This window comes from Streptomyces sp. NPDC048650, from assembly GCF_043199095.1.
Classification (GTDB): Bacteria; Actinomycetota; Actinomycetes; order Streptomycetales; family Streptomycetaceae; genus Streptomyces.
This window is the reverse complement of record NZ_JBICVM010000006.1, coordinates 163,212-186,180: the sequence shown is the minus strand read 5'-3', so window position 1 is coordinate 186,180 and position 22,969 is coordinate 163,212. Positions and strand designations below refer to the sequence as shown.

The 22,969-nt window shown below is 71.7% G+C and carries 25 protein-coding genes and 1 tRNA gene; 13 read left to right on the top strand and 13 right to left on the bottom strand.

Annotated elements, in window-relative coordinates; all coding sequences use genetic code 11:
* Positions 1-95: 95 nt before the first annotated feature.
* A complete protein-coding gene (locus tag ACGFML_RS18765; RefSeq protein ID WP_393544986.1) occupies positions 96-872 on the bottom strand; it encodes a class I SAM-dependent methyltransferase in 777 nt (258 codons plus the stop codon).
* The gene (locus tag ACGFML_RS18760) at positions 869-1,342 is read right to left on the bottom strand and encodes a GNAT family N-acetyltransferase (RefSeq protein ID WP_393545585.1); all 474 of its coding nucleotides are present in this window, start codon (positions 1,340-1,342) and stop codon (positions 869-871) included. The genes ACGFML_RS18765 and ACGFML_RS18760 overlap by 4 nt, the downstream gene beginning before the upstream one ends.
* Positions 1,343-1,522: 180 nt before the next feature.
* On the opposite strand from ACGFML_RS18760, the gene ACGFML_RS18755 reads away from it, so the two are divergent.
* Positions 1,523-2,221 carry an alpha/beta fold hydrolase gene (locus tag ACGFML_RS18755; RefSeq protein ID WP_393544984.1) on the top strand — a complete coding sequence of 233 codons (699 nt, stop codon included), beginning with the start codon at positions 1,523-1,525 and terminating at the stop codon, positions 2,219-2,221.
* 90 nt (positions 2,222-2,311) lie between these two features.
* On the opposite strand, the gene ACGFML_RS18750 is transcribed toward ACGFML_RS18755, so the two are convergent.
* A complete protein-coding gene (locus tag ACGFML_RS18750) occupies positions 2,312-2,692 on the bottom strand; it encodes a TraR/DksA family transcriptional regulator (RefSeq protein ID WP_393545583.1) in 381 nt (126 codons plus the stop codon).
* Positions 2,693-2,980: 288 nt separating this feature from the next.
* Between ACGFML_RS18750 and ACGFML_RS18745 the strand changes: the two genes are divergently transcribed.
* The 3 genes from ACGFML_RS18745 to ACGFML_RS18735 all read left to right on the top strand — a co-directional run bounded on the left by ACGFML_RS18745 (position 2,981) and on the right by ACGFML_RS18735 (position 6,175).
* Entirely contained in the window at positions 2,981-4,051 is a 1,071-nt protein-coding gene (locus tag ACGFML_RS18745) for a beta-propeller fold lactonase family protein (RefSeq protein ID WP_393544982.1), read from the top strand.
* Between the two features lie 443 nt (positions 4,052-4,494).
* The gene (locus ACGFML_RS18740; protein ID WP_393544980.1) at positions 4,495-5,178 is read left to right on the top strand and encodes a PepSY domain-containing protein; all 684 of its coding nucleotides are present in this window, start codon (positions 4,495-4,497) and stop codon (positions 5,176-5,178) included.
* A gap of 364 nt (positions 5,179-5,542) precedes the next feature.
* Positions 5,543-6,175, top strand: coding sequence for a hypothetical protein (locus ACGFML_RS18735; RefSeq protein ID WP_393544978.1), 633 nt, complete (start codon positions 5,543-5,545; stop codon positions 6,173-6,175).
* Between the two features lie 160 nt (positions 6,176-6,335).
* On the opposite strand, the gene ACGFML_RS18730 is transcribed toward ACGFML_RS18735, so the two are convergent.
* Positions 6,336-6,806: an RDD family protein gene (locus tag ACGFML_RS18730; protein WP_393544976.1), complete on the bottom strand. Its 471-nt coding sequence runs from the start codon at positions 6,804-6,806 to the stop codon at positions 6,336-6,338.
* 262 nt (positions 6,807-7,068) lie between these two features.
* On the opposite strand from ACGFML_RS18730, the gene ACGFML_RS18725 reads away from it, so the two are divergent.
* The gene (locus ACGFML_RS18725; RefSeq protein WP_393544974.1) at positions 7,069-7,347 is read left to right on the top strand and encodes a hypothetical protein; all 279 of its coding nucleotides are present in this window, start codon (positions 7,069-7,071) and stop codon (positions 7,345-7,347) included.
* A 124-nt stretch (positions 7,348-7,471) separates the two neighbouring features.
* On the top strand, positions 7,472-7,684 hold the full coding sequence (locus tag ACGFML_RS18720) for a hypothetical protein (RefSeq protein WP_393544972.1): 213 nt from the start codon (positions 7,472-7,474) through the stop codon (positions 7,682-7,684).
* Between the two features lie 73 nt (positions 7,685-7,757).
* Here ACGFML_RS18720 and ACGFML_RS18715 read toward each other — a convergent pair whose 3' ends face one another.
* From ACGFML_RS18715 to ACGFML_RS18695, 5 genes are all read right to left on the bottom strand, one after another.
* Complete coding sequence (locus ACGFML_RS18715) at positions 7,758-8,192, bottom strand: DUF6196 family protein (RefSeq protein ID WP_393544970.1); 435 nt, start codon at positions 8,190-8,192, stop codon at positions 7,758-7,760.
* Positions 8,193-8,319: 127 nt separating this feature from the next.
* Complete coding sequence (locus tag ACGFML_RS18710; protein WP_393544968.1) at positions 8,320-8,466, bottom strand: hypothetical protein; 147 nt, start codon at positions 8,464-8,466, stop codon at positions 8,320-8,322.
* Positions 8,467-8,494: 28 nt separating this feature from the next.
* The gene (locus tag ACGFML_RS18705; RefSeq protein WP_393544966.1) at positions 8,495-8,980 is read right to left on the bottom strand and encodes a hypothetical protein; all 486 of its coding nucleotides are present in this window, start codon (positions 8,978-8,980) and stop codon (positions 8,495-8,497) included.
* A gap of 690 nt (positions 8,981-9,670) precedes the next feature.
* Positions 9,671-9,758: transfer RNA gene (locus tag ACGFML_RS18700), tRNA-Ser, on the bottom strand.
* A 42-nt stretch (positions 9,759-9,800) separates the two neighbouring features.
* Positions 9,801-11,342: a S1C family serine protease gene (locus ACGFML_RS18695; RefSeq protein ID WP_393544964.1), complete on the bottom strand. Its 1,542-nt coding sequence runs from the start codon at positions 11,340-11,342 to the stop codon at positions 9,801-9,803.
* 481 nt (positions 11,343-11,823) lie between these two features.
* On the opposite strand from ACGFML_RS18695, the gene ACGFML_RS18690 reads away from it, so the two are divergent.
* From ACGFML_RS18690 to ACGFML_RS18680, 3 genes are all read left to right on the top strand, one after another.
* Complete coding sequence (locus ACGFML_RS18690) at positions 11,824-12,687, top strand: glycerophosphodiester phosphodiesterase (protein WP_393544962.1); 864 nt, start codon at positions 11,824-11,826, stop codon at positions 12,685-12,687.
* Between the two features lie 53 nt (positions 12,688-12,740).
* On the top strand, positions 12,741-13,415 hold the full coding sequence (locus ACGFML_RS18685) for an ATP-binding protein (RefSeq protein ID WP_393544960.1): 675 nt from the start codon (positions 12,741-12,743) through the stop codon (positions 13,413-13,415).
* Between the two features lie 197 nt (positions 13,416-13,612).
* Positions 13,613-14,581 carry a DUF5926 family protein gene (locus ACGFML_RS18680; protein ID WP_393544958.1) on the top strand — a complete coding sequence of 323 codons (969 nt, stop codon included), beginning with the start codon at positions 13,613-13,615 and terminating at the stop codon, positions 14,579-14,581.
* Between the two features lie 193 nt (positions 14,582-14,774).
* Here the strand turns inward: ACGFML_RS18680 and ACGFML_RS18675 are convergent, their stop codons facing one another.
* Positions 14,775-15,443: a hypothetical protein gene (locus tag ACGFML_RS18675; RefSeq protein ID WP_393544956.1), complete on the bottom strand. Its 669-nt coding sequence runs from the start codon at positions 15,441-15,443 to the stop codon at positions 14,775-14,777.
* Between the two features lie 191 nt (positions 15,444-15,634).
* On the bottom strand, positions 15,635-16,309 hold the full coding sequence (locus ACGFML_RS18670; protein ID WP_393544954.1) for a bifunctional DNA primase/polymerase: 675 nt from the start codon (positions 16,307-16,309) through the stop codon (positions 15,635-15,637).
* 705 nt (positions 16,310-17,014) lie between these two features.
* On the opposite strand from ACGFML_RS18670, the gene ACGFML_RS18665 reads away from it, so the two are divergent.
* Positions 17,015-18,589, top strand: a complete 1,575-nt coding sequence (locus ACGFML_RS18665; protein ID WP_393544952.1) for a PP2C family protein-serine/threonine phosphatase — start codon at positions 17,015-17,017, stop codon at positions 18,587-18,589.
* A 116-nt stretch (positions 18,590-18,705) separates the two neighbouring features.
* Positions 18,706-20,175, top strand: a complete 1,470-nt coding sequence (locus ACGFML_RS18660) for an aminopeptidase P family protein (RefSeq protein WP_393544951.1) — start codon at positions 18,706-18,708, stop codon at positions 20,173-20,175.
* Between the two features lie 40 nt (positions 20,176-20,215).
* Here ACGFML_RS18660 and ACGFML_RS18655 read toward each other — a convergent pair whose 3' ends face one another.
* Positions 20,216-20,908, bottom strand: a complete 693-nt coding sequence (locus ACGFML_RS18655) for a TetR/AcrR family transcriptional regulator C-terminal ligand-binding domain-containing protein (RefSeq protein WP_393544949.1) — start codon at positions 20,906-20,908, stop codon at positions 20,216-20,218.
* 374 nt (positions 20,909-21,282) lie between these two features.
* Here ACGFML_RS18655 and ACGFML_RS18650 point away from each other — a divergent pair, with 374 nt between their 5' ends.
* Both ACGFML_RS18650 and ACGFML_RS18645 read left to right on the top strand, forming a co-directional pair.
* Positions 21,283-21,846 (top strand): hypothetical protein, encoded by a 564-nt coding sequence (locus tag ACGFML_RS18650; protein WP_393544947.1) that lies wholly within the window; start codon positions 21,283-21,285, stop codon positions 21,844-21,846.
* The gene (locus ACGFML_RS18645; protein WP_393544945.1) at positions 21,843-22,310 is read left to right on the top strand and encodes a hypothetical protein; all 468 of its coding nucleotides are present in this window, start codon (positions 21,843-21,845) and stop codon (positions 22,308-22,310) included. Before ACGFML_RS18650 ends, ACGFML_RS18645 begins: the two co-directional genes overlap by 4 nt.
* A gap of 106 nt (positions 22,311-22,416) precedes the next feature.
* Here ACGFML_RS18645 and ACGFML_RS18640 read toward each other — a convergent pair whose 3' ends face one another.
* A complete protein-coding gene (locus ACGFML_RS18640; RefSeq protein ID WP_393544943.1) occupies positions 22,417-22,869 on the bottom strand; it encodes an ATP-binding protein in 453 nt (150 codons plus the stop codon).
* Between the last annotated feature and the right edge of the window lie 100 nt (positions 22,870-22,969).

Here is a 22,969-nt window from a genome sequence, read left to right as displayed (position 1 = left end):
CGGTGGCGTCGACCTCCCGCCGGGCCGACCGTACGGATGGTCCGGGGAACGACGACACCCCCTGGCCCCGGGACGCCGGGGTCGGGCGCGTGGGCTCAGGCCGGACCGCCGGGCTTGCGCGCCTCGATCAGGAACCGCGTCGTATGGGCCACGAACGTGCCCTCCCGCCGGATCACGCCGTCCAACTCCCGCAACCGGTCCCGGTATTGCCCGACGGTGAACCCGGGCACCATCCAGACCACCTTCCGCAGGAAGTAGACGACCGCCCCGATATCGAAGAACTCCGCCCGCAGCGACTCCGCACGCAGATCGACCACCTCCAGACCGGCCGCCTCCGCGTCCCGGCGGGCGTCCTCGGGATGGCGGGCGCGCCGCACGTCTTCGGGCTGCGGCCCCAGGAAGTACTCCACCAGCTCGAACACGCTTGCCGGGCCGACCTGTTGGGAGAAGTACCTGCCACCGGGCCGCAGCACCCGTGCGATCTCCTCCCACCACACCGTCACCGGATGCCGGCTGGTCACCAGGTCGAAGGCGGCGTCGGCGAACGGCAGCGGCGGCTCGTCCGCATCCGCCACCACGACGGCGCCGAGGGGATGCAGCAGCTCCGTGGCCTTGGCGACGTTCGGCGGCCAGGATTCCGTGGCGACCATCGCCGACGGCATCTTCTCGGCCGCGGCGAGCACTTCCCCGCCGCCCGTCTGCACGTCCAGCGCCGCCGACACCCCCGCCAGCCGCCCGCTCATCGCCCGCTGATATCCCCACGAGGGCCGCTCCTCGGTGGCCCGGCCCGCCAGCCACGAAAAGTCCCAGCCCTCGACCGACACCGCATCGGCCTCGGCCACCAGGTCCTCGAACGTCCGCATCGAACTCATTCCTGCGCGCTCCCCACGGGGATCACGAATTCCGGCCGATCCCACATCACCGCGGGCGGCCTGGCCCGTTCCGTTCCGCTTCTCAGGGCCCCCACACTCCGGTAGAAGCCCTCGGCCGGCGGATGGGACACCACCCGCACCTGCGTGATCCCCGCCCGCCGCGCCTCGCCCCGCATGTGCTCGACGAGAAGCCGCCCTATCCCGGCTCCCTGCACATCGTCCGCCACGAACATCAAATCCAGTTCCGGCGGCTCCACGATCAACGAGTAGAACCCGAGCAGCCGCCCGCCGCCCCCGTCGCCGTCGCGTTCCCCGTCCCCCTCCACCGCCATGAACACCCGGTGGGCCGCCAGATAGTCGGGCCCCACCCGATAACCGTCCACCATCGAGGCGTACGGCCCCTGATAGGCCCCCGAATTCCGCACCAACCGGCTGATCCGTTTGGCATCGCGCGCCCCCGCCCGCACCATCGTCGTCACCGCTCCGCCCCGCAATCTTCCGCAGCCCCGGCCACCCCAATGGTCTCAGACGCCGGAATTCGTCCCCGCCGCTCACCCCCATCACGGCGCCGTTCGCCCCCCGGCACCTGCGCGGCGCGCCTGCCGAACGGGAGGACGGCACACCTGCCGAACGGGAGGATGATGTCCGTCGTGATCGCCACCGCCCGCCCGACGCTGCTGCTGGTACACGGTGCCTGGCACGGCTCCTGGTGCTGGGCGAACCTGCAGGCCGAACTCATCGCCCGAGGCCGGGCCTCGCGCACGGTCGATCTGCCCAGCGCGCTACGGACACCCCCGCCGCCCGGCCCACTCCCCGGCCTGCACGACGACGCCGAAGCCGTCCGGACGGCGATCGGCGCCATCGGCGGCCCCGTCGCCGTCGTGGCACATTCCTACGGCGGCATTCCGGTGACCGAAGCCACCGCGGGAATCCCGCAGGTCACCCGCCTTGTCTATCTGGCCGCCTATCAGCTCGACAGGTCCGAGAACCTGCTCTCCTTCCGTGACGCCTCCGAGCCGGACCTGGACGTGGTGGACGGCCTCGTCCCGCCCACCCCCAACCCTCGGGCCACCCTTTACGCGGATGCCCCGCCGGCGGAATCCGCCCGCGCCGCGGCCCGATTGGTCCCGCACAGCGCCCGCTGCGCCACGGACCGCATCACCCGGAGCGGCTGGCACACCATTCCGTCCAGCTACATCGTCTGCGACCAGGACCGCACGATTCCCCCGGCACAGCAGGAAAGGATGGCGACGCGCGCGAAAGCCGTTCACCACCTGGCGAGCAGCCATTCCCCGTTCCTGTCGAAACCCGGCGAGCTGGCCGACCTCCTCACGACCATCACGGTCTGATCCCAGGCCGCCCGGCAGGCTCCCGGTACTGGGTGTCGGCACCGGTGGACCAGGTGGCGGACCCACGGCGGGCGGCGCGACCGCCCCCGGTCAGTCGGGACGGGCCGCGGCGCAGCGCACGCACATACCGGCGGCCGGACGCACCTCCAGCCGTTCCGCGGGTATCCGCTCGCCGCACCCCTCGCACCGCCCGTAATCGCCTCGCTCCAGCCGCTCCGACGCCCGGTCCAGATCGACGAGACGGCCGTGCGCCTGCGCCAGCAGGGCGGCGATGTGCGCCCGCTCGAAGGCGGTGCTCGACCCCTCGGGGTCGTGCTCGTCATCGACCGCCACCAGGGCATTGGCCTCGACGATCTGATCGAAGTCCCGACTCAGCGCCGCGATCTGCGCGCCCGTCTCCGCACGCTCGGCCGCCAGCCGCTCACGGACGGACGCACGCCCGGCCGCCGAGAAGACACCGTCCCGCGACACCTCACCCACAAGCCGCACAACACCGGCCCCCGCGTCCGCATTCCACGCGCCTGCCCCGCCGCGACGGCGCACCGGGCAGTGGCACACACCGTGCGCCGGGCAACGAGCGGGCAGTCCACTCCGCCGGCGCAGCGGGCCGGCCGCCACGGCGGCAGGCCCGCTGCGCCCCGGGAAGCGGTTCACTCCCTCGGGGCACGGGCGAGGGCTGGCTGGCCGGTAGCGCGCCGCGCGATCCCAAGATCCCTGATCTTGTGGAACCGAAATGATCACTACTGCTCCAGGAGCGCCATGCACCCTTTTCCCCTGGCCAGCGCCCCGCCCGGCGAGACACCGGGCCGACGCCGTCCGAGCACACCGCCACCCTCGCGCCGCAGCCGTCGCCTGTGCCGGGGCTCGGCCACCGCCCTGCTGTCCTGCGTACTGATCGCGGCCGGCTCACCGGCGAACCCCGCGTCCCGACACGCGGCCCGCTATCCCGTGCGTGTCAGCGCCTACGTGGCCAACAGCGGCTCGGTCACCGTCTCGGCCTATGACACCCGTCTGGATCGTCGGGTCGGTGACGTCCAAGTGGGCCACGGCCCGACCGGGGTGGGAGTGGCGCCGGACGGTGATGAGGTCTACGTCGCCAACAGCCGTTCCGACACCGTCTCCTTCATCAACACGGGCTACCGGCTGGCCACGGCCACCGTGCGGGTCCAGCGCCGGCCCTTCGCGGCGGTGCCGTCCCGCGACGGCCGCCTTCTGCTGGTGGCCAACTTCGGCTCGGACACGGTCTCGGTCATCAGCGTCCGGGCCCGCCACGTGATCGCCACCGTGCCGGTGGGGCGACTGCCGCACAGCATCGCCACCGTGCCGGACGGACGCGCCTACGTGACCGACAACGGCGGTGGCGCGGTGACCGTGCTCGACCCCCAGTCGCACGCGGTCCGGGACATCCGGGTGGGAGACTTCCCCAGCGGGATCAGCTCGTCGCCCTCCGGCCACCGGGTGTACGTCTCCAACACCGGTTCCGGCAGCGTGTCGGTCATCGACACCAGCAGCGACACGGTGGTGGCCACCCTGCCCGGCGGCCGGGCGCCGCTTGGCAACGCGGTCAGCCCCGACGGCAGACACCTTTACGTCGCCGATTCGGCCCATAACTGCCTGCTGATCATCGACATCCCCACCCGCCGCGTCGTCGCCCACGTTCCCGTCGGCGTCCAGCCGCAGGGTGTCGCCGTCACCCCTGACGGCCGACGGGTGTGGGTGACCAACGAGCAGTCCGACACCGTTTCGATCATCGACCCCTTCGCCGCGCGGGTCCGCGACACCCTGCCGACCGGACACGAGCCCGAGGGCATCGCCATCACCCCACGCTGAGCTCGGCACCTGTCCGATGCGTCGCGGTCTGCTTCACCGCGAGATGCGCTTCAGGGCCTACGACACCTCCGGGCCGCCGCGACCGGCCGCGCGCCCCTGTTCACGACAGGCACCTGCCCTTCGGCACATGCTGCGACCTCGGACTCGTTCGTCGAGCGAGCCGCGGTCGTGAGGCGGCAGAGGGCGTCCGGCGGGTGCGGGTCGTAGGCCCTGACCTCCGCAGCCCTCAGCCGGATCCGCACCCGCAGCCGGCCGGCCGGACGCCGCCGCCTCGGCCCGTCCCGGGGCCGGAACCTGGCCCGTCCCGGGGCCGGAACCTGAAGAGCGCTTCAGGACTTCAGGCTGTCTTCAGGTTCCCTTCGGCACTGTGGTGAATGTCGGAAGGGCGCGACAGGGCCCTCCGACGGAACGCAACCGCGACACGATCCGAAGGAATGTTCCCCATGAAGGCCACCGCCAAGCGCACGCTCACCCCCCGCGCCGTCGTCCTCGCCACGGCCGCCGCCGTCGCACTGATCGGCAGCACGGGTGCCGCGACCGCCTTCGCGGACGACGACGCCCCGGCCCCGCACTCCTCGGTCCAGCTCTCCCAGCACGAGCGCCACCTGGACGACACCGCCAAGGACCGCGCGCAGGTCAAGGCCGACAAGATCAGCCAGTCCGAGGCCACCGCCAAGGCCCTCAAGGCCGTCCCCGGCACCGCGACCTCCGCCGAACTCGACAACGCGGACCGCAACGGCTCCCTCATCTGGGAGGTCGACGTCCTCGGCAAGGACCACAAGAACCACGACGTCACCATCGACGCCGGCAACGGCAAGGTCCTCAACCAGCACACCGACCGCGACGACGACGACGCCCAGGACGCCGCCGAGACCCAGGCGCTGGTCAAGGCCGACAAGATCGGCCACGGCAAGGCCACCGACCAGGCCCTGAAGGCCGTCCCCGGCACCGTCGTCTCCTACGGCCTCGACGACAACGACCGCAACGGCTCCGCCGTCTGGGAGGTCGACGTCCTCGGCAAGGACCACAAGAGCCACGACGTCACCATCGACGCGGCCGGCGGCAAGGTCCTCAACCAGCACGTCGACCACGACGACCAGGGCGACAACGACGGCGACGACGACTGATCGGGCACCAGGCGCTCGCCTGAAGCCTCCCCCCCCCGGAGCCCGAAGGGGCCGCGCCCGCCACTGTCCGGCGGACGCGGCCCCTTCGTCCGCTCCGGACCCCTTGGGTATCACCCCTGGGTATCCGCCTTGGATATCCAAGGGCCTTGGATATCCGCCTCTTCACACCCATGTCGGATACGACGCCGTCGGTGGCAGGGCGCTCGGTACGGGGCTGGACCGCATTACTCGGTGGGGGGCTGAACGCACTACTCGGTACGGGGCCGGATCGCATTAGCCGTCCGTTAGTAGAACGCCAGCATGATCTTCGAAGCTGATTGTCGTCCGGGAGCGAAACGAGAGAACAGAGCAACGGGAGTACACGATGAACGCCGCCACCACCACCAACCGCTTCCGCGGCCGCGCCGGCCGCCGCATCGCCGCCGCCGTCGTCGTCGCGGCGGCGCTGGGCCTGGGGGTCACGGCCTGCGGGCCGGACTCCGGGGCGGCGGGCGCTGCCGACTCCTCGGACTCTTCGACCGCATCCGACTCGCAGCACTCCTCGGCCTCGGCCCAGCCCACGGGCGGCGGCTCCGCCTCGGGCGACTCCGGCTCGCAGGGCCAGAACGGCGGCACGTCCGCCACGTCGTCGTCCGCCGCCGGCACCGGCAGCGAGTCCGGCACCGGCGGGGGCGGCGTCGCCCACGCGGGTAACCACCGCACGCTCGTCGGCACACTGGAGTACCTCGCGCCCGGCAAGCTGATCGTCAAGCCCCAGGGCGGCGGCACGGACCAGGCGTTCTTCGTCGCCAACGCCACGAAGGTCCTCGGCGCGGCCTCGATCTGCTCCGATGACCCCGACGGCGGCGTGTCCATCGGCGACGACGGCTACGGCACCGCCAAGTGCACCGTGGACCAGCTGGAGAAGGCTGCGAAGACCGGCAGCGTGACCGTCCGCGTCACCATGAACCCCAAGTCCGGCGCCGGCGAGACGGTCGAGGAGAAGTACCACCCGTAAGCCCCCGCACCCCGCGCCACGTGCGCACTGCGGAAGGCGCTGCATGCCCGCGCCTCATGCCCGCGCTGCATTGTCCGCGCTGCATGCCCACCGAGGGGCAACCCGCCAGGGCCGGCTGCGTCGAGGGCCAAGAGGCCCGGGAGCCGCGGCGGCCCGGACGTCACTGCCACCGGCGCTTGACGACCACGGTCCTGGCCGCCTTGTCGTGCCGGCACTGCCGGAAGGGCTCGGTCCAGAGGCAGGACAGGACGTTGATCAGCCCCAGGACGGGCACGATGCCCATGCCCAGGTACGCGAGCCAGCGCCCCAGGGCAGTGCCGAAGCCGATCTTCCGGCCGGTCTCGAGGTGGACGACGCGCAGACCGCAGATGGCCTTGCCGAGGGTTCCGCCCTTCGCCGTCGTCAGCGGCTCGAAGAAGAGGCCGGCGAAGAGCAGCCAGGCGAGCATGAGGGTCACCGCCGGCACTTCCGCGTCCTTGAAGTCGCGCAGGAACGCCGTGGTCAGCACGACGGCGCCCACCAGCATCACCGTGATGATCAGCTGGTCGATGAAGCGGGCGAGCAGGCGCATACCGGGGACCGCGAGTGCCTGCGGGGGCGGGCCCTGCGGCTGCCCCGGCTGCGGCGGCACGGGCTGCGGAGGGACGTGGAAGGACGCCGCGGGCTGGGGCGCGAGAGGCTGCGGCGGTACGGCCTGCGGCGGTATGGGCTGCGACGGTTCGTACTGCGGAGATCCGTACTGCGGCGATCCGTACTGCGGCTGCGCGGGGCCGTAGGCGGGGTGGGGGTTACCGGGTTGGGGGTTCCGACCGGCCCTGCAAGCCGAACTGCAGGAGCGCCCCTACGCCTTCGACATCCAGGTCCAGCTCTGCACCGATCTGAAGCGGATGCCGGTGGAGGACACCACCGTGGAGTGGCCCGAGCAGCTCTCGCCGCCCGTCACCGTGGCCAAGCTGACGCTGCCGCAGCAGGACATCTCCGACCCGGAAAACCTGGAGAGGATGGACTCACTGTCCTTCACCCCCTGGCGGGTCACCGCCGAACACGCGCTCCTGGGCAACATCATGCGAGCCCGCAAGGAGGTCTACCGCCGATCCTCCCTCACCCGCCACAAGCTCAACCAGCAGGCACGCACAGAGCCGCGCAGCGTCGACGAGGCACTTGGTGCTTGACCACCGCGACGATGCGTCAACCAAGGGGGACGGGCGGGCTGATCACCATGCCGGGCCTCAGCTTCTCCCACGGCAGCAAGTTCGCGGTGGAGGGCATCCTCGAAACGCTCGGGCCGCAGCAGCGGTGCTGCGCATCGTGGCGGCCGACCAGCCACCGACGCGCCTGCTGCTCGGCCCCGACGCGCTTCAGCTCGTCCAGGCCGGACGCGACGCCTTCGAGCGCGACATGCCGGCATGGGCCGAGCTGTCGGCCTCCACCGACTTCGCCCGACGTCAGCCGGTCCGCCTGACGTCACTCGCCGTCGGGCCCCCGGCGCGGGGCCTCGACGGCGAGTGACGTCATCACCGAGCCGGCCCGCTCTTGGTCCACCACAGTCGGACCCGCTCGTAGCCGTGCACGCCACCCAGCGTCAGCTGACTGGTAGCGCCCTCACGACCGCGATGGCCTGATCCAGCAAGTCGATGGGACAGCCCCAGTAGTCATAGATGCCGCCGCGGGCGCGGTTGCTGCCGCAGACAACGAATACGCCGGTCCCCAGCTCAACCTTGAGGTGGGTGGCCAGCCAGCCGACGAAACCGCTGTTGTCCACCTGGTCGGCGAAGTGGAAGGAGAAGATTCCGAAGCGTTCGACGTCGTCGCGCTCCTGGGTGAGCGGGACCAGGCGGCTCCAACTCTCCTGGTCCCGAACGACCGCAAGCGTCTCGCGGGTGAGCGCCGGCGGCTCGTCGGCCGGAGACTCTTCAAAACACCAGACGCCGTCGTGCACGATGAGGTCCGCCTGGCCGATCACACGGCGTAGCCGCTGCTCTGACTGTTCCGCAGTTTCCCTACTCACACTGACCATCAGCGAGACCCCCTTGATCCGTGAAGCCGTGATCCCGCCCGGGGATCACCGCACGATGCCTCCCCCGTCAGAACGAAGGCTTCCGACAGGGCACGGTTGTCGCAACACCCTTGCCGTCTCCTCTATTTCACACGCGGCCCAGTGGCACCGGTTCGGGCGAGTAGCAGCGGTAGTAGGCGAGTTCAAACTCCCAGACCCTCTTGGGGCCGACGCTGTCGAAGATCTTGACATTCGCAAGGAAGATCGCGCGATCTGCCGGAGGTTCCAGACACATCCCCTCCCCACTCCGCCGACCTCGGCGGCTACCGGCGAAACCGGGCGCGCAGCGTGGACTTCCAGCTCGGCAGCCGGGTCGTGATCGTCACCGTCGCGGCCAAGCTGCCGAGTGTCACGAAGAAGGCGCCCGGATAGAGGTGGTTCACCCAGCATGGCTGCCACTCGTTGAGGCAGGGGTGCGAGGAGCTCCTCCTTCCGGGGATCGCGCGAGAGACGGCCATCGCGCTCACCAAGGCCACGGCCGCGCACACGATGCCGGCCACGACCCATCGGGGCGAGGGCTCGCTCCCGGCCGACTTGACCCGGTGGAAGGAGCGCTTGGTGGCCGTGAACGTGATCGGGAGCAGCACACCGACCGTGACGCCGAATCCGATGCCGGTCGCCGGCCAGTACACGGCCAGATCCCACAGCTCGTCACCGAGCCACAGCGACAGTGCAAAGAATCCGCAGAAGGCCACGACCGCGGCGGCCTGCTTGGCGATCGTCTTCCGGCTCGCCTTGGAACGGTTCATCAGTGGATCCTCTCGGCGGTCTTGTGCGTGCGGCCGGTGCATGGCCGTGGCCTCGGTGAGTCCTCAAGCGCCAGGTTGGTCAAAGGTCATAGGTCATAGGTCATAGGTCATCGCGCAGTTCAGCTGCGTGCGGCCCGTGGATTCCCAGCGGAACGGCCGCACGGCCGCCACCAGCTCCGAACGGACACCCCAGCAAGAGGCGAGAGGCCGCCGAACTTGTCCGCCGCCTTCGAAGAACCCCAGGTCAAACGCCACAAGGTCGGTATGTGTGCATACGCTCCCGCGAGCTCCCCCACTGCCGCCCCTGACGACCCAGCACGTTGTGCCACTCAAACTTCGGCGGCACAAACCTAATGATCATCAAGGTTCGCTGGCAATGCTCAAGGTTCGGTGACACAGGACGGCGGACCCGGTGGAGGTCGCCCGACGGGCCGGCCACAGCGTGGCCGTGCGCTACCGCTTCTACGCCAAGGTGCTGCACGGAACGCAGACGCGAGCGAACACCTTGATCGAGCAGGAGCTGGGCAGGTGAGGGCGCCGGCCACCATCGAGATCCTGGCCCACCGCCGGCCCGCACGCCCTGGTCAGCGCGGGGATGCAGGCGATCCGGGGTGAGGCCGGAAGAACTACAGAAGGGGTGCCCCGCCGAAGCGGGACACCCCTTCCGACCAGCTAAGTCGCTGACCTCTGCGGAGGCTGTGGGATTTGAACCCACGGTGGGGGGTTACCCCACGACAGTTTTCAAGACTGTTCCCTTAGGCCGCTCGGGCAAGCCTCCCCGCGACGCCGCGCTGCGGTGTCGCGGGATCAGACTAGCGCGTCACTTGTCGCCCGTGCGCTGGCCCAGGGTGACTTGGGCCGTGTGCTCCTTGCCGCCGCGCAGGTAGGTGAGGGTGACGTGGTCGCCGGGCTTGTGCTGCCAGATTTCGCTGATCAGGGTGGGGCCGCTGTCGACCACGGTGCTGTCGAGCTTGGTGATGGTGTCGCCGGGGCGCAGGCCCGCCTTGTCGGCGGGGCCGTTCGGGGTCACCGATTCGGAGCCGCTGTTGCCGGTCTGGGCGATGGTGGCGCCGTTGCCCGTGTCCTTCATGCCGACCTGGACGCCTATCTGCGGATAGACCGGGCGGCCCGTCCTGATCAGGTCCTGGGCCACTCGCCTGGCCTGGTCGATGGGGATGGCGAAGCCCAGGCCGATGCTGCCGGACTGCTGCGACTCGCCGCCCATGCCGCCGCCCCCGCTGCCGGCGGACTGGATGGCGGAGTTGATGCCGATGACGTTGCCGCCGGCGTCCATGAGGGGGCCACCGGAGTTACCGGGGTTTATCGAGGCGTCCGTCTGGAGGGCGCTCATGTACGAGGCGCTGGCGCCGTCGCCGTCGCTGGAGGCCACGGGGCGGTCCTTGGCGCTGATGATGCCGGTGGTGACCGTGCCGGAGAGGCCGAACGGGGCGCCGATCGCGATGGTGGCGTCGCCGACCTGCACATGGGAGGACTTGCCGAGCGGCAGCGGGTTGAGCGGGGCGCCCGAGGGGTGCTTGAGCTTGACCACGGCGACGTCGTAACCCTGGGCGCGGCCGAGGACCTCGGCGTCGTACTTCTTGCCGTTGGAGAACGTCGCGGTGAGCTTGCCGCCGTCGGCCGCGCTGGAGACGACGTGGTTGTTGGTGAGGATGTGGCCCTGCTTGTCGTAGATGAAGCCGGTACCCGTGCCGCCCTCGCCGGTGGCGCCCTGCGCCTCGATCGTCACCACGCTGGGCAGCGCCTTCTGCGCTATCCCGGAGACGGAGGTGGGCTTGCGGTTCAGCGCCTCGGGGCTGCCGGACGCGGAGACCGTCGTCGAGCCCGTGTCGTTCTGGCCCGCGGCCCAGAAGCCGATGCCCCCGCCGATGCCGCCCGCGACCAGCGCGGCCACCAGGACGGCAGCGATCAGCCCGCCGTTACGCCGCTTGGGGGGCGGGGCGCCCGGCGCGCCCCAGGGGTCGCCGCCACCGCCGCCGTGCACACCCCAGCCACCGCCGGACGAGCCGTGCCCGGCCGCCGGGTACGCGGGGATCTGGGCGGTCTGGTCGGGATGGGAGGAGCCCGGCCCGCCCGAGGCGTGGGACTGCTCCCAGGGGCTGCCGCCCGGCGCGGCCCCGCCCGGCGGCGGGGGGAACCGGGACGTGTCGTCCGGCCCGCCCGCGGCCGCGGCGGGCGCGAAGCCCGGCGGCGGGGGTGCCGCGGGGGGAGCGGCCGGCGCGGGCGGGGCATCCGGAGTCTGAGCCCCGGAGGCGGACGCGGGGACGCTGTCCGACGCCTGCAGCCCGGTCGGCGGCGGCGTGGCCTCCGACGGGACGTCGGCTCCCTCGTTCTCGGTGCTCACAGATCTCTCCTCAGCTTCACGACTGTGCCGGACCACGGCCCGCGAGGGCCCTGACATCCCGGTTCGGCGATTCCTCCGTCCGGGGTGCCCGGTGGTTCCGCCGTCCGGTGGACTTGCTGTCCGGCCGTTCTCTTCCGTTACGGGCCGGGCCCGCCCCGGGTACGGATGCCCCGGGATACGGATCCCATGGGCCCCGACCCGAGCACCGGACCGCGGCCCAGACCCAGCATCAAGGATCCCGCCGGTACGGGCCATACGGGCCATACGGGCCAATCGGTCCGCGCCGGCGCCCGCGGCCGGTTACGGGCGTACGTACCACCACGACACCACCCCCAGCCTTTCCCACCGCGCGTCAGAGCGCCGTAAGCCGAGGCTGTGACTGTGCCCTCATCCTTTATGCCGGACAATCCGGACGCCCGCCGCCCCGTCCCCCCGGGCACCGCGTGACCGTCCCTCCCGTGGTGGATGGCACGATAACTCGGTGAACTATGTACGCCCCGTCCAGGACGTCCGTTCGAGTCCGCCGGCCATTTCCGTCATCGCCCACCGAGGCGCCTCCGAGGACGCCCCGGAGCACACGCTGGCCGCCTACCGCAAGGCGATCGAGGACGGCGCGGACGCCCTGGAGTGCGACGTCCGACTGACCGCCGACGGGCACCTGGTGTGCGTGCACGACCGCCGGGTCAACCGCACCTCCAACGGACGCGGCGCCGTGTCCGCCCTGGAACTGGCCGATCTCGCCAGCCTCGACTTCGGGTCCTGGAAAGAGGGCGCGTTCGGCCCGGACACCCTGGACCCGGACGAGGTGCCGGACCGGCAGCACGAGGACCCCGAGCGGACGTCCGTGCTGACCCTGGAACGGCTGCTGGAACTGGTCGCCGACGCGGACCGCCGGATCGAGCTGGCCATCGAGACCAAACACCCCACGCGCTGGGCCGGACAGGTGGAGGAGCGGCTGGTCGAGCTGCTCGACCGGTTCGGGCACACAAAACCGGCCAGGCCGGCCGACGCGCCCCCGCCGGTCCGGGTCATGAGCTTCTCCGCCCGCTCGCTGCACCGCGTCCGGGCCGCCGCCCCGGACATCCCCGGTGTCTATCTGATGCAGTTCCTCACCCCGCGCCACCGCGACGGCCGACTGCCCCCCGGCGTCGGCATCGCGGGCCCCGGCGTGCGGATCCTGCGCGCGCACCCGGATTACGTCGCCCGGGCACACCGCGCGGGCCACCGCGTCCACGTATGGACCGTCAACGAACCGGCGGATGTCGAGCTGTGCCGGGACCTGGGCGTGGACGCGGTCATCACGAACCGCCCCAAACAGGTTCGAACCCAACTCGGCTTTACCTAAAGCACTTCACAGGGTGTGCACCGGCGCATTCGGCCCGTATCCGATCGTCTTGAGTGCGTCACTGCGTGTCGCTTGGCCGGTTTCCGGTCCAGTCCATTGGGGCATTCAACCCGTGGCGTGGGGCAAAGGAGGTCTCGGGGGTGGCGTTGTTGGTGGCACAAGAGGTGCCGACGTCGTCGATCATGGCCGTACCCCATGGTCCGGCAGGTGTGGGCATGGCCAGGCGGCGCATGCGTGACGAACTGTTGGCAAGTGGCGTTCAGGACACAGTCGTCGATGACGCGGTTCTTATTCTTTCCGAGCTGTTGAGCAATGCGTGTCGCCATGCGCGTCCGCTCTACGACAACGGCATGCCGACTTACGGACACGGACACGGACCGTCGGCCGGTGACGCACGAGGCGCCCTGCGGGAGTCCGTTCGGGCCTCCTGGCGTATCGACGGCCAGGGCCGACTGACCGTCGCGGTCACGGACGGCGGCGGCCCGACCCGGCCCCTTCCGGCCACGCCGTCGGTCACCGCGCACGGCGGCCGCGGCCTGGCGATCATCCGGTCGCTCGCCAAGGACTGGGGCGTACGGGACACCGCCGACAGCGAGGTGACGGTCTGGGCGGTCCTGCCGCTCCAGGATTCCTTCGCTACGCGCGTGGATCTGACACCCCCGTTCCCAGGGGGACCGTTCGGCGGTCTGCCGCCCGAGCTGGCGTTCGCGGATCTCGACGAGCTGTAGGCGGCCCCGGCCGGGACCGCCGGGCGACGGCCGCGCTCGCGGACCGGCCCACGACCGGCGCGGCGGGGCCCCGGTGGCCCATGCGGCGCATTTTCGGACGCGCTCCTCTAGGCTCGCGCCGAAACGCGTCCGCGCAGGGGCTGCAACGCCTCCGGGCGCATCCGCACGCCCAGGAACGACCAGGAGACACCGTCGCCATGGCCAAGAAGCGCCGTCCCCAGCCCCAGGCCGCAGCACCGCAGATCAAGGACGGCGACGTTCCCGTCGTCGGTGCGCGCGAGCCCTGTCCCTGCGGTTCCGGCCGCCGGTACAAGGCCTGCCACGGACGGCACGCGGCGCATGCCGTCACCGAGCTGGTGCAGCGCCCCTTCGAGGGCCTGAGCGGTGAGTGCGACTGGGTGGCGCTGCGCGAGCTGGTGCCCGCCGCCACGGTCGAGTTGACGCTCAAGGGCGGGCTGCCCGAGGGGGTCCCGTCGGTGACGCTGGCGACCGTACTGCCGATGGCCTGGCCGGCGCTGCGCCGCGACAACGGCGCGGTCCTGCTCGGGCTGCAGAACGACACCGCCTCCGGCGACATCAGCCGCGACCTGGCCGACACCCTCCAGCGCGCGCTGGAGGCCGAGCCCGGCAACCCGGTCGCCGCCGGCCGCCCCGCCGCCGACGGCCCGCGGCTGCAGGACCTCCTCGACCCGGACGCCCCGTTCGAGCCGGCCGTCCACACCGGCTTCGAGTTCTGGGTGGAGAACGCCGAGAGTGCCACCGGCGAGGTCGCCGCCTCCTTGGAGCGCGCCAACGCCGCGGCCATCCCGACCGCCCGGATCCCCGGCCTGGAGGGCGCGTACTGGTGCGAGGCCCCGGAGAAGAACCATCTGCGCTGGGTCACCGCGTACCCCGAGGAGAAGCTGCTGGACGCGCTCGCCCGGCTGCACGCCGCGGGCAGTTCCTCGCTCGGCGAAGGCACCCGGCTGGTCGGCTCGTTCCGCGCCCACGGTCTGGTCGTCCCGGTCTGGGACCTGCCGTCCTCGATGGGCGCCGACGAGGTGGCCGAGCCGGCCACGGCGTTCGCCGAGCGGCTGGCCAAGGCGCTCGACTCCGACGCACCGCTGACCCCCGAGGAGCGCCGGGCGCGCGGCGGCCTCACCAACCGGCAGATCACCCTGAGCTGATCGCGCCTCGCCCGGACGCCTCAGGAGTGACACCGGTCACAACTGCCCCTACGCACCGGTAAATAGGCGTCCGGAAATCCACGATCGAATTTGCGAAGTGCCGATCTCTTGTTACGGTTCTAGAAGCCCGGTCGCTGGTGCATCCCCCGTCGCCAGCGACCGGGCGCTTCCATGTCCGGACCCGGCCCGGCGCTCAGTCCGCCCGCCGCGCTCCCGAACCCCCGCCATCCGGCGCCGAGTTGCCGCCCGAGCGCAGCAGCAGCCGCTCCTCAGCGGCGTCCGAGAACTCCGCCACCGCGGCGTACGCCGCCCGCGCCTCGTGGACGGTCGCGCCGGTCGGCGTCTCGCACACCCCCGGCTCGTCCGCCGCCGGCACCTCGCAGTGCACCTGGACGCTGCGGCCGTCCGGCCGCAGCAGGGTCAGCACGGCGCGCAGCGGGTCGCCGGTGGGATTGCGGTAGTACGTCCGCGCCCAGGTCAGCCCCTTCTCGGCGAGGACACAGGTCTGGGCTTCGATCCGCCGGGCGGAGGCGAGTTCGGGTCCGCAGTGGGACGTGCGGCGGCCGTCGCCGGAGAGCAGTGGGAGGCCGAGCACGGCGAGGGGATCACGGGTGCGACCGCCATTTTCGGCCTTGCCGATGCCGACGGCCCTCGCGCGGCGTGCACCGAGCTTGCCGGTGGCGGCCCCGCCGCGCGCCTCGCCCACCGGCGCCCCGGGCGCGGCCACCCGCCCGGCGAGCGCGACGTCGGCCCGTTCCGCGGTGTTCGCCGGCCCCGCGGATGCGACGGCCAGCGGTACGGCGACGGCGAGCGCGGCGGTACCCGCGAGAGAGAGCAGGCGGATTTTCGGCGCACGCTGCATGGGACCACCTGCGGGGCGAGGAGCGCCGTCGCGACGACGGCCTGACGGTGCGCCGAACCTATCGGGCCCCGAGGGTCTCCCCGTGCGCCCGGACACCCGTTTCCCGTAGTCGGGCGCACCGCTCACACCCGTACGGGTGAACCATCCGGGTGTTCTTTCCGGAGCGCCACTTTCCCGACACCCACCCGGGCCTAGTAGGCGAGCCGGCTGCCGCCGTCCGGTGTGCCGGTGCTCGCCGCCACCAGGGCGTCGACGACCTGCGTCACGTCCGGCAGCCAGGGGCCGTCCGGCCCGGCGGCGGGCGGCCGCTCCCAGTGCACCTTTCCGGCGGCGATCTGGGACGGCGGCAGCACCACATAGCCGCCCTCGCCGTGGAACCGCAGCGAGCTGGGCACCCAGTCCTGGGAGTGCAGCAGCTCGCCCAACTCCGCGAGGTCGTACGGCGATACGAGCAGGGACCAGCGGGTGGGCGTGGCGACCACCGGGCCGATGCGTACGCCGAAGTGGTCCAGGGCCGCCAGCGCCCGTGCCCCGGCGACGGCCGGCAGGCTCACCGCGCAGGGGGCGCGGCCGCCGGTGGCCAGCACGACCGGGGCGTCCGGGCGGTTCGCCCACCACCAGCGCACCATCCGCTCGTCGGTCGTGGCCGCCAGCAGCCCGGGGTCGAAGGGGTGCGCGCCGGGCACCACGCAGTCGGGGTCGGGACAGGCGCACCGGCGGGCGCCCCGCCCACCGGACCGCAGACCGACACCCGGGAGTACGGGCCACCGCCACTCGGTGGCGCACTGGAGCGCCGCACCGAGCAGCGCCGACCGTCCACCGCGCCGGAACAGGGGCTTGCGTCGCCTTCCGAGGATCTCGCGCATGAGCGCTCGTTCCTTTCCGTTAACGCCGAGGGCTATGTCCATCGCACTACATGCCGCGGCATACGTGTCACGTCACGCTTCTTCACGTGCTGCTTCTCGTCGGCCGCTGTGTGGTGTTCACCCGGCCGGGTCCGTCCTGCCTGATCACTGGCCCCGGGAGCCGACCACACCACATGGATCATTTGTCACCGCGTGTACAAGGCAGCGCATCACGCCGTACATCGAGCGTGGAACGTGGCGGAGGGTGGCGCACGCATGGCGCTTGCGGTTCTGTGGTGCAATCCCGCCACTTGGGAGTGCGTCACGGTCGTCGTCGTATGAGACGCCCGCGCCCGCTGGAGGGTTCCGGTGCAGGCTCAACTGGCCCCGCACCTTTCCGAGTACGTACCCGCCATCGTGCATATGACGCGCTGTCGATGGGCGTCAGTCGACCTCAAATTGACGCCCGGTGGGCTATTTTCAGGCCAATCTACAGACCTCGTTGACACCACAAACCCCATCGGGACAATGCTGGACATCGCATCGCTGGTGCGTGTACATGTGGAGGCATTGATAGCGGAGCAGCATGACATGGGGGTTTGCGATGCTATTGAGTAAATTGTGCGGTCAAACATACTGCACAGCATCACTCAACAAAATGCCGCACTCCCTCACAAAATGCGGCCTGACCTGGTGTGACATCAGGCCGGACATGAGCCGTCGGCCATGACCGTCCCTCACGTACCGAAAGTGGCTGGAATCGAACCAGCGCTTCCCGCCCCCGCGCACACTGCCGATCCGCTCACGCCAAAAGCCGCAGCGGACACCTCGCCCGACTCCCCCGAAACCCCCGGCTCCCCCCGGAGCGGCCGGCCCTGCGGCGCCGCGCCCGGCACCCCGGACGTCTCGTCCGTCGACCGCATCGCCGCCGTACAGGACCGGCTCGCCGGCTGGATCTCCGACCTCAGCACGCTGCACGACCTCACCGAACAGCTCGCGGGCACCCGCACGTTGAACGAGGCCCTGCACGAAGTGCTGCGTGCCGGCGCCTCCCTGGTCGGCGCGCGCCGCGGCCTGGTCGTCCTGGCCCCCGCCGACGGCCTCGGCCCGGAGACCACCATCGGCCTCGGCCTCGGCCACGCCGACATCGGCCACATCGAGACCGTGCCGCGCCGCGCCCTGTCGTACGCGCGGATACTGGACGGCCTCCCGGAGCCCGACGCCGGCGACGCCACCCGTCCCGACGGGGACGCGGACGCCCGCACCGAGATCTCCGAACCCGACATCCCCGGCGAGAAGGACCTCGACCCCCGGCTGCGCGAAGTCGCCGCCCGGCTCGGCTACGCGGCCAGCTACGCGGTCCCGCTCACCGCCGAACCCGTCGGCCGGACCGGCGTCGCGGTCTGGCTCTACGACGAGCCGGCCGCCCCCACCGACCGCCAGCGCCATCTCATCGGCCTCTACCGGGCACACGCCGCCGAACACCTCGCCCGACTCCTCGAACTCCACCGCAGCCAGCAGGACGCCGCGACCCTGCGCGAGGAACTGCTGCCCAGCCGGCTGCCGCGGATCCCCGGCGTCCGGCTCGCGGTGCGGCACAGCACCGGCCCGCGCGGCGGCGGCGACTGGTACGACGCGCTGCCGCTTCCGGACGGCGCACTGGGGCTGGCCGTCGGGTCGGTCACCGGCTCCGGGCCGAGTGCGGTGGCGGCCATGGGACGGCTGCGCGCCTCCCTGCGTGCGTACGCGGTCATGGAGGGCGAGGACCCGGTCGCGGTCCTCTCCGACCTGGAGCTGCTGCTACGGCTGACCGAGCCCGCCCGCAGCGCCACCGCGCTGTTCGCCTTCACCGAGCCGCCGCCGGGCGCGCCGGGCGGACCGCCCGCACCGCCGATGCCGGCCGGCCTCGACGACCCGTTCCCCCACAAGCTGATGCTCGCCGGGGCCGGCCACTGCCCGCCGCTGGTGCTCGGCGAGCTGCGCACCGAGTTCGTGGAGACGACGCTGTCCGCGCCGCTGGGCATGCTCGCCTGCTGGGAAGCGCCGAGCGTGGAGTTCGAGCTGGCCCCCGGCGAGACCCTGCTGCTCTACACCGACGGCCTGCTGCACCGCACCGGCGAGCCCATGGACCGCGCGTTCGCCCACCTGCACGCCGCCGCCACGAGCGTCCCGAAGGCGAGCCGGCACGACCCGGAGGCGATCGTCGAACACATCGTGCGCACGCTGCTGCCGCAGGGCGGGCTGGCCGATCCGATGTCGGAGGAGGACGTGGTGCTGCTCGCCGCACGCTTCGAGGAGTAGCAGGCCGCCCGCTCTCCGTACGGCCGGGAAGCCGGAGAGGTCACACCCTCCGCCCCCTGGACCGCTGCCCGTCCGCACATACGATGGATGGCGGTTCCATCTTAAAAGGAGGCATTGTGACCGACGAGCTCACGCCGGAGACCCCGGACGAGGAAGAGCAGCCGATCAAGCAGCGCAAGAACGGCCTGTACCCGGGCGTCTCGGACGAGCTCGCGGAGAACATGAAGAGCGGCTGGGCCGACACCGAGCTGCGCGACCTGCAGCCGATCGAGCAGGCCCCGAACGCCGCCCGTCGCCGCGCCGCGCTGTCCGCGCGCTTCCCCGGTGAGCGCCTGGTGATCCCGGCGGGCAACATCAAGACCCGCTCCAACGACACCGAGTACAACTTCCGGGCCGCGACCGAGTACGTCTACCTCACCGGCGACCAGACCGACGGCAGCGTGCTGGTCCTGGAACCCCGTAGGAACGCGGCCGACGGCCACCGGGCGACGCTCTACCGTCTCCCCCGCTCCAACCGTGAGAACGGCGAGTTCTGGCTCAACGGCATGGGCGAGCTGTGGGTCGGCCGCCGCCACAGCCTGACCGAGGCCGAGGCGCTGCTCGGCGTTCCCTGCAAGGACGTCCGCGACCTCGCCGGCTCGCTGACCGAGGCCACCGGACCGGTCCGGATCGTCCGCGGTCACGACACCGCCATCGAGACCGCCCTCCACGACAAGATCACCGCCGAGCGCGACGAAGAGCTGCGGGTGTACCTCTCCGAAGCCCGGGTGATCAAGGACGAGTTCGAGATCGGCCAGCTGCAGAACGCCGTCGACTCGACCGTGCGCGGCTTCGAGGACGTCGTGAAGGTCCTCGACAAGGCGGAGGCCACCAGCGAGCGCTACATCGAGGGCACGTTCTTCCTGCGCGCCCGCGTCGAGGGCTACGACATCGGCTACGGCTCCATCTGCGCCGCGGGCCCGAACGCCACCACGCTGCACTGGGTCCGCAACACCGGCCGGGTCCGCTCCGGCGACCTGCTGCTGCTGGACGCCGGCGTGGAGACCACCACCCTCTACACCGCCGACGTCACCCGCACGCTGCCGATCGACGGCCGCTACTCCGACCTGCAGCGCAAGATCTACGACGCGGTGTACGAGGCCCAGGAGGCGGGCATCGCGGCGGTCAAGCCCGGCGCCGCCTTCCGCGACTTCCACGACGCGGCGCAGCGGGTGCTGACCGAGAAGCTGGTCGAGTGGGGCCTGGTCGAGGGCCCGGTCGAGCGCGTCCTGGAGCTGGGCCTCCAGCGCCGCTGGACCCTGCACGGCACCGGCCACATGCTCGGCCTGGACGTCCACGACTGCGCCGCGGCCCGCACCGAGGCGTATGTGAACGGCACCCTGGAGCCGGGCATGGTCCTCACCGTCGAGCCCGGTCTGTACTTCCAGGCGGACGATCTGACGGTGCCCGAGGAGTACCGCGGCATCGGCATCCGCATCGAGGACGACATCGTGGTGACGGAGGACGGCAACCGCAACCTGTCGGCCGGCCTGCCGCGGCGGTCGGACGAGGTCGAGGCGTGGATGGCGGGGCTGCTCGCGCAGTAACGCCGCACGACCGCGACGGCCGGTGACCCGCGGGGCGGGATCACCGGCCGTCGAGCGTGTCCGGGGTGTCGCGGGCGTCCTCGGCATCCGGGCCCGCCGCGGCGCCCTCGCCCTCCGGGGCCGGCACTCTCGTGTAGGCGCCCGCCCGGACCCCCGCCCAGACCGCCATGGCGGCGGATTCGGCCAGGGTCGGGTCGACGGGGCGGCGGGCGATCAGGATGCGGTAGTAGAAGGGCGCGCCGAGGGCCGCCATCACCCGCTCCGGGTCCGTGTCGGCGGGCAGTTCCCCGCGGTCGACGGCGCGGTCGACCATCTCGCCGGCGAGCTTCAGTCGGTCCGCGAAGAACGTCCGCAGCACCATGGCGGCCTGCGGGTCGCGGGCCGCCGCCGAGACCACCGCCTCGATCAGGGCGCGCATCCGTTCGTCGCCGTAGAACGTCCCTATCGAGCGGGACAGGGCGTGCAGGTCCCCCGGCAGGCTGCCGGTGTCGGGCAGCGGCACATCGGCGCTCAGCCAGGTCAGCAGGTCACAGACCAGGCCCCCGACACCGCGCCAGCGCCGGTAGAGCGTCGCAAGGTGAATTCCCGAGCGCTGAGCGACCTTCTCCATGCTCAGCGCGGCGAACCCGACCTCGCCCAACTCCTCGAAGGCGGCGGTCAGTACGGCCTGGCGGGTCCGCGCCGTACGTCCCCCGGGGCGGGTCTCCCCGGAGGCATGGTGCGCAGTGGTCATGGCACCTCCGTATTGCAGTGCGGGTTCACGCCAAGTATTGTCCGAGACAGATTAACGCGAGCAACTTCGCGTTAGTCCTGGTGCACGCCGGTCTCGCAGGGGCAGGGGACGCCGCGGGGGAGGTCCTCACGCTGCGAGACGGCGTTGCGCACCGTGCACAGTGGCCCTTTCCGGCCAAGCGACGCCTGTCGGCGTTCGCCCGGATTTGACACCGCGGTGAGGCATTTGCCCCGCGGCATCCGCCAAAGGTCGCACCGCCCCCTTCCCGCGGTTCGGGTGTCCGACGCGAATGCGCCGCCGAGTGAGCGGGATTCACCTGTACGCGCCCGCCGCTCCTCCGCCTCCCGCGCGCCCCGCGCCGCGACGATGCAGGCATGCCAGGAACAACTTCCCCTCCCCCGGCCGCCGTTGAGCGCAGGCGGCCCTCGCTCTTCCTGATCTTCACCCTCCTCGCGGCCCTGACCGCCGCCCTGTTCTCCCCCTCCACCGCCCTCGCAGCGGACCCCGTACCCGCCGCATCCCCGTACGTCGCCCGCTCCGCGACCTGCACCAGCCCCGACCCCGTCGTGTGCCGGATCCGCGAGATGACGCCGCAGGAGCGGGCGGCAGCGCGCGAGGTCCGCATCCGCTATCACCACCTGCTGGACCGGATGCGGGAGGTGGAGCAGGAGATGCGGGCCGAGGGCAGGTCCGACGAGGAGATCGCCAGGGTGCTGGTGACGATGCGCAACGACGCGAAGGACATCACCCGGGCCGGCATGTCGCCGGAGGCCGTGCAGGTCCTGGAAGAGCGCAACACGATCAAGTACGGCAATCCGCTGGGGCCGACGGCGGACCAGCTGTACGCCAAGTACGGCAACTGGCCCGACGTCATCGCGGCCACCACCAGGACCAGCCCCGCCGTCGACCGCGAACTCGGTCTGGAGCCGCACCAGTGAGGGACTCGCACATAGTGGTCCTCCAGGATTACGGGCGGCACGACCGCGGTTGGGCGCTGGACCTGCGGTCGGGGCGGATCACGCCCGCCGCGGGCCGCCGTCACGGCTTCGTGCGGCCCGCCCCGCAGGCGGCGGAAGGGGCCCGCACGGCGGCCCTCTTCGCCGCCCGCGAGAGGCTGTGGCTGCAGTACGGGGAGCGGCGCTGGGACTGCGCGACGGTCACCGTGCGCTGCGACGCGGCGGCGGGCGGCACCCGGCTCTTCACGGTCACGGGCCCGCACGGCCGTGAACTCGCCCTCCGCTACCCGGCACCGGTCCCCGAACCGTTCGACCCGGCCTACGACGCGATCGACGCCCTCGAGGACGACTTCTTCCGCTGGGCCGCCGACCGCCTCGCCACCGCCGAGCGCCGCCGAGCGCTGCGCGCCGGCTACCTGACCGGTTTTCCGCCGAGCGCCGGGTGAGATCGGCGGATGCGGCGCCGGCGACGGAGCGCGGGCGGCGGGCACCGCTGGGGAAGAAGCGCCGGGAAGGGACGCCGGTGGAGGGAGGGCAGCGCCCGTGGGGGTGTCACGACGCCATCGGCAGCGCCGCGCCCTCCCGCCACTTGAGAATCTTGTCGAAGCTGACCACGGCGCCGCGTCTGCCGGTGCGGTTGCGGTAGCGGACGTGGTCGGTGAGCGCCTCGATCAGAAAGAGCCCCCGGCCGTCCTCGGCGTCCGTGGGGGCCTGTGTCGGGGTGGGGACGGCGGCCGGGGCATGCGGGCCGCGGAAACCGGGGCCGGAGTCGGTCACCTCGATACGGCAGGTGTCGCCGTCGATGAAAGCCGTGACGCGGTAGTCCCCGGTGGCGTCGCCGCCGTGTTCGACGGCGTTGGCGCAGGCCTCGGAGAGGGCGACCGACAGGTCGTAGCAGATGTCCGGGTCGACGCCGGCCGTCTCCATCGTGCCCAGCAGCAGACGACGGGCGAGCGGCACGCTCGCAGCCTCGCGTCGCAGTTGGAGGGACCACCAGATGCTCATCGCTCCAGCCTCCTGGCCACCGCTAGACATACCGATACCTATTGCCGCACCCCATGGTCCGTAAGCCTGCTCCGGACGTGACGCCGCTCATTCGGCGGAT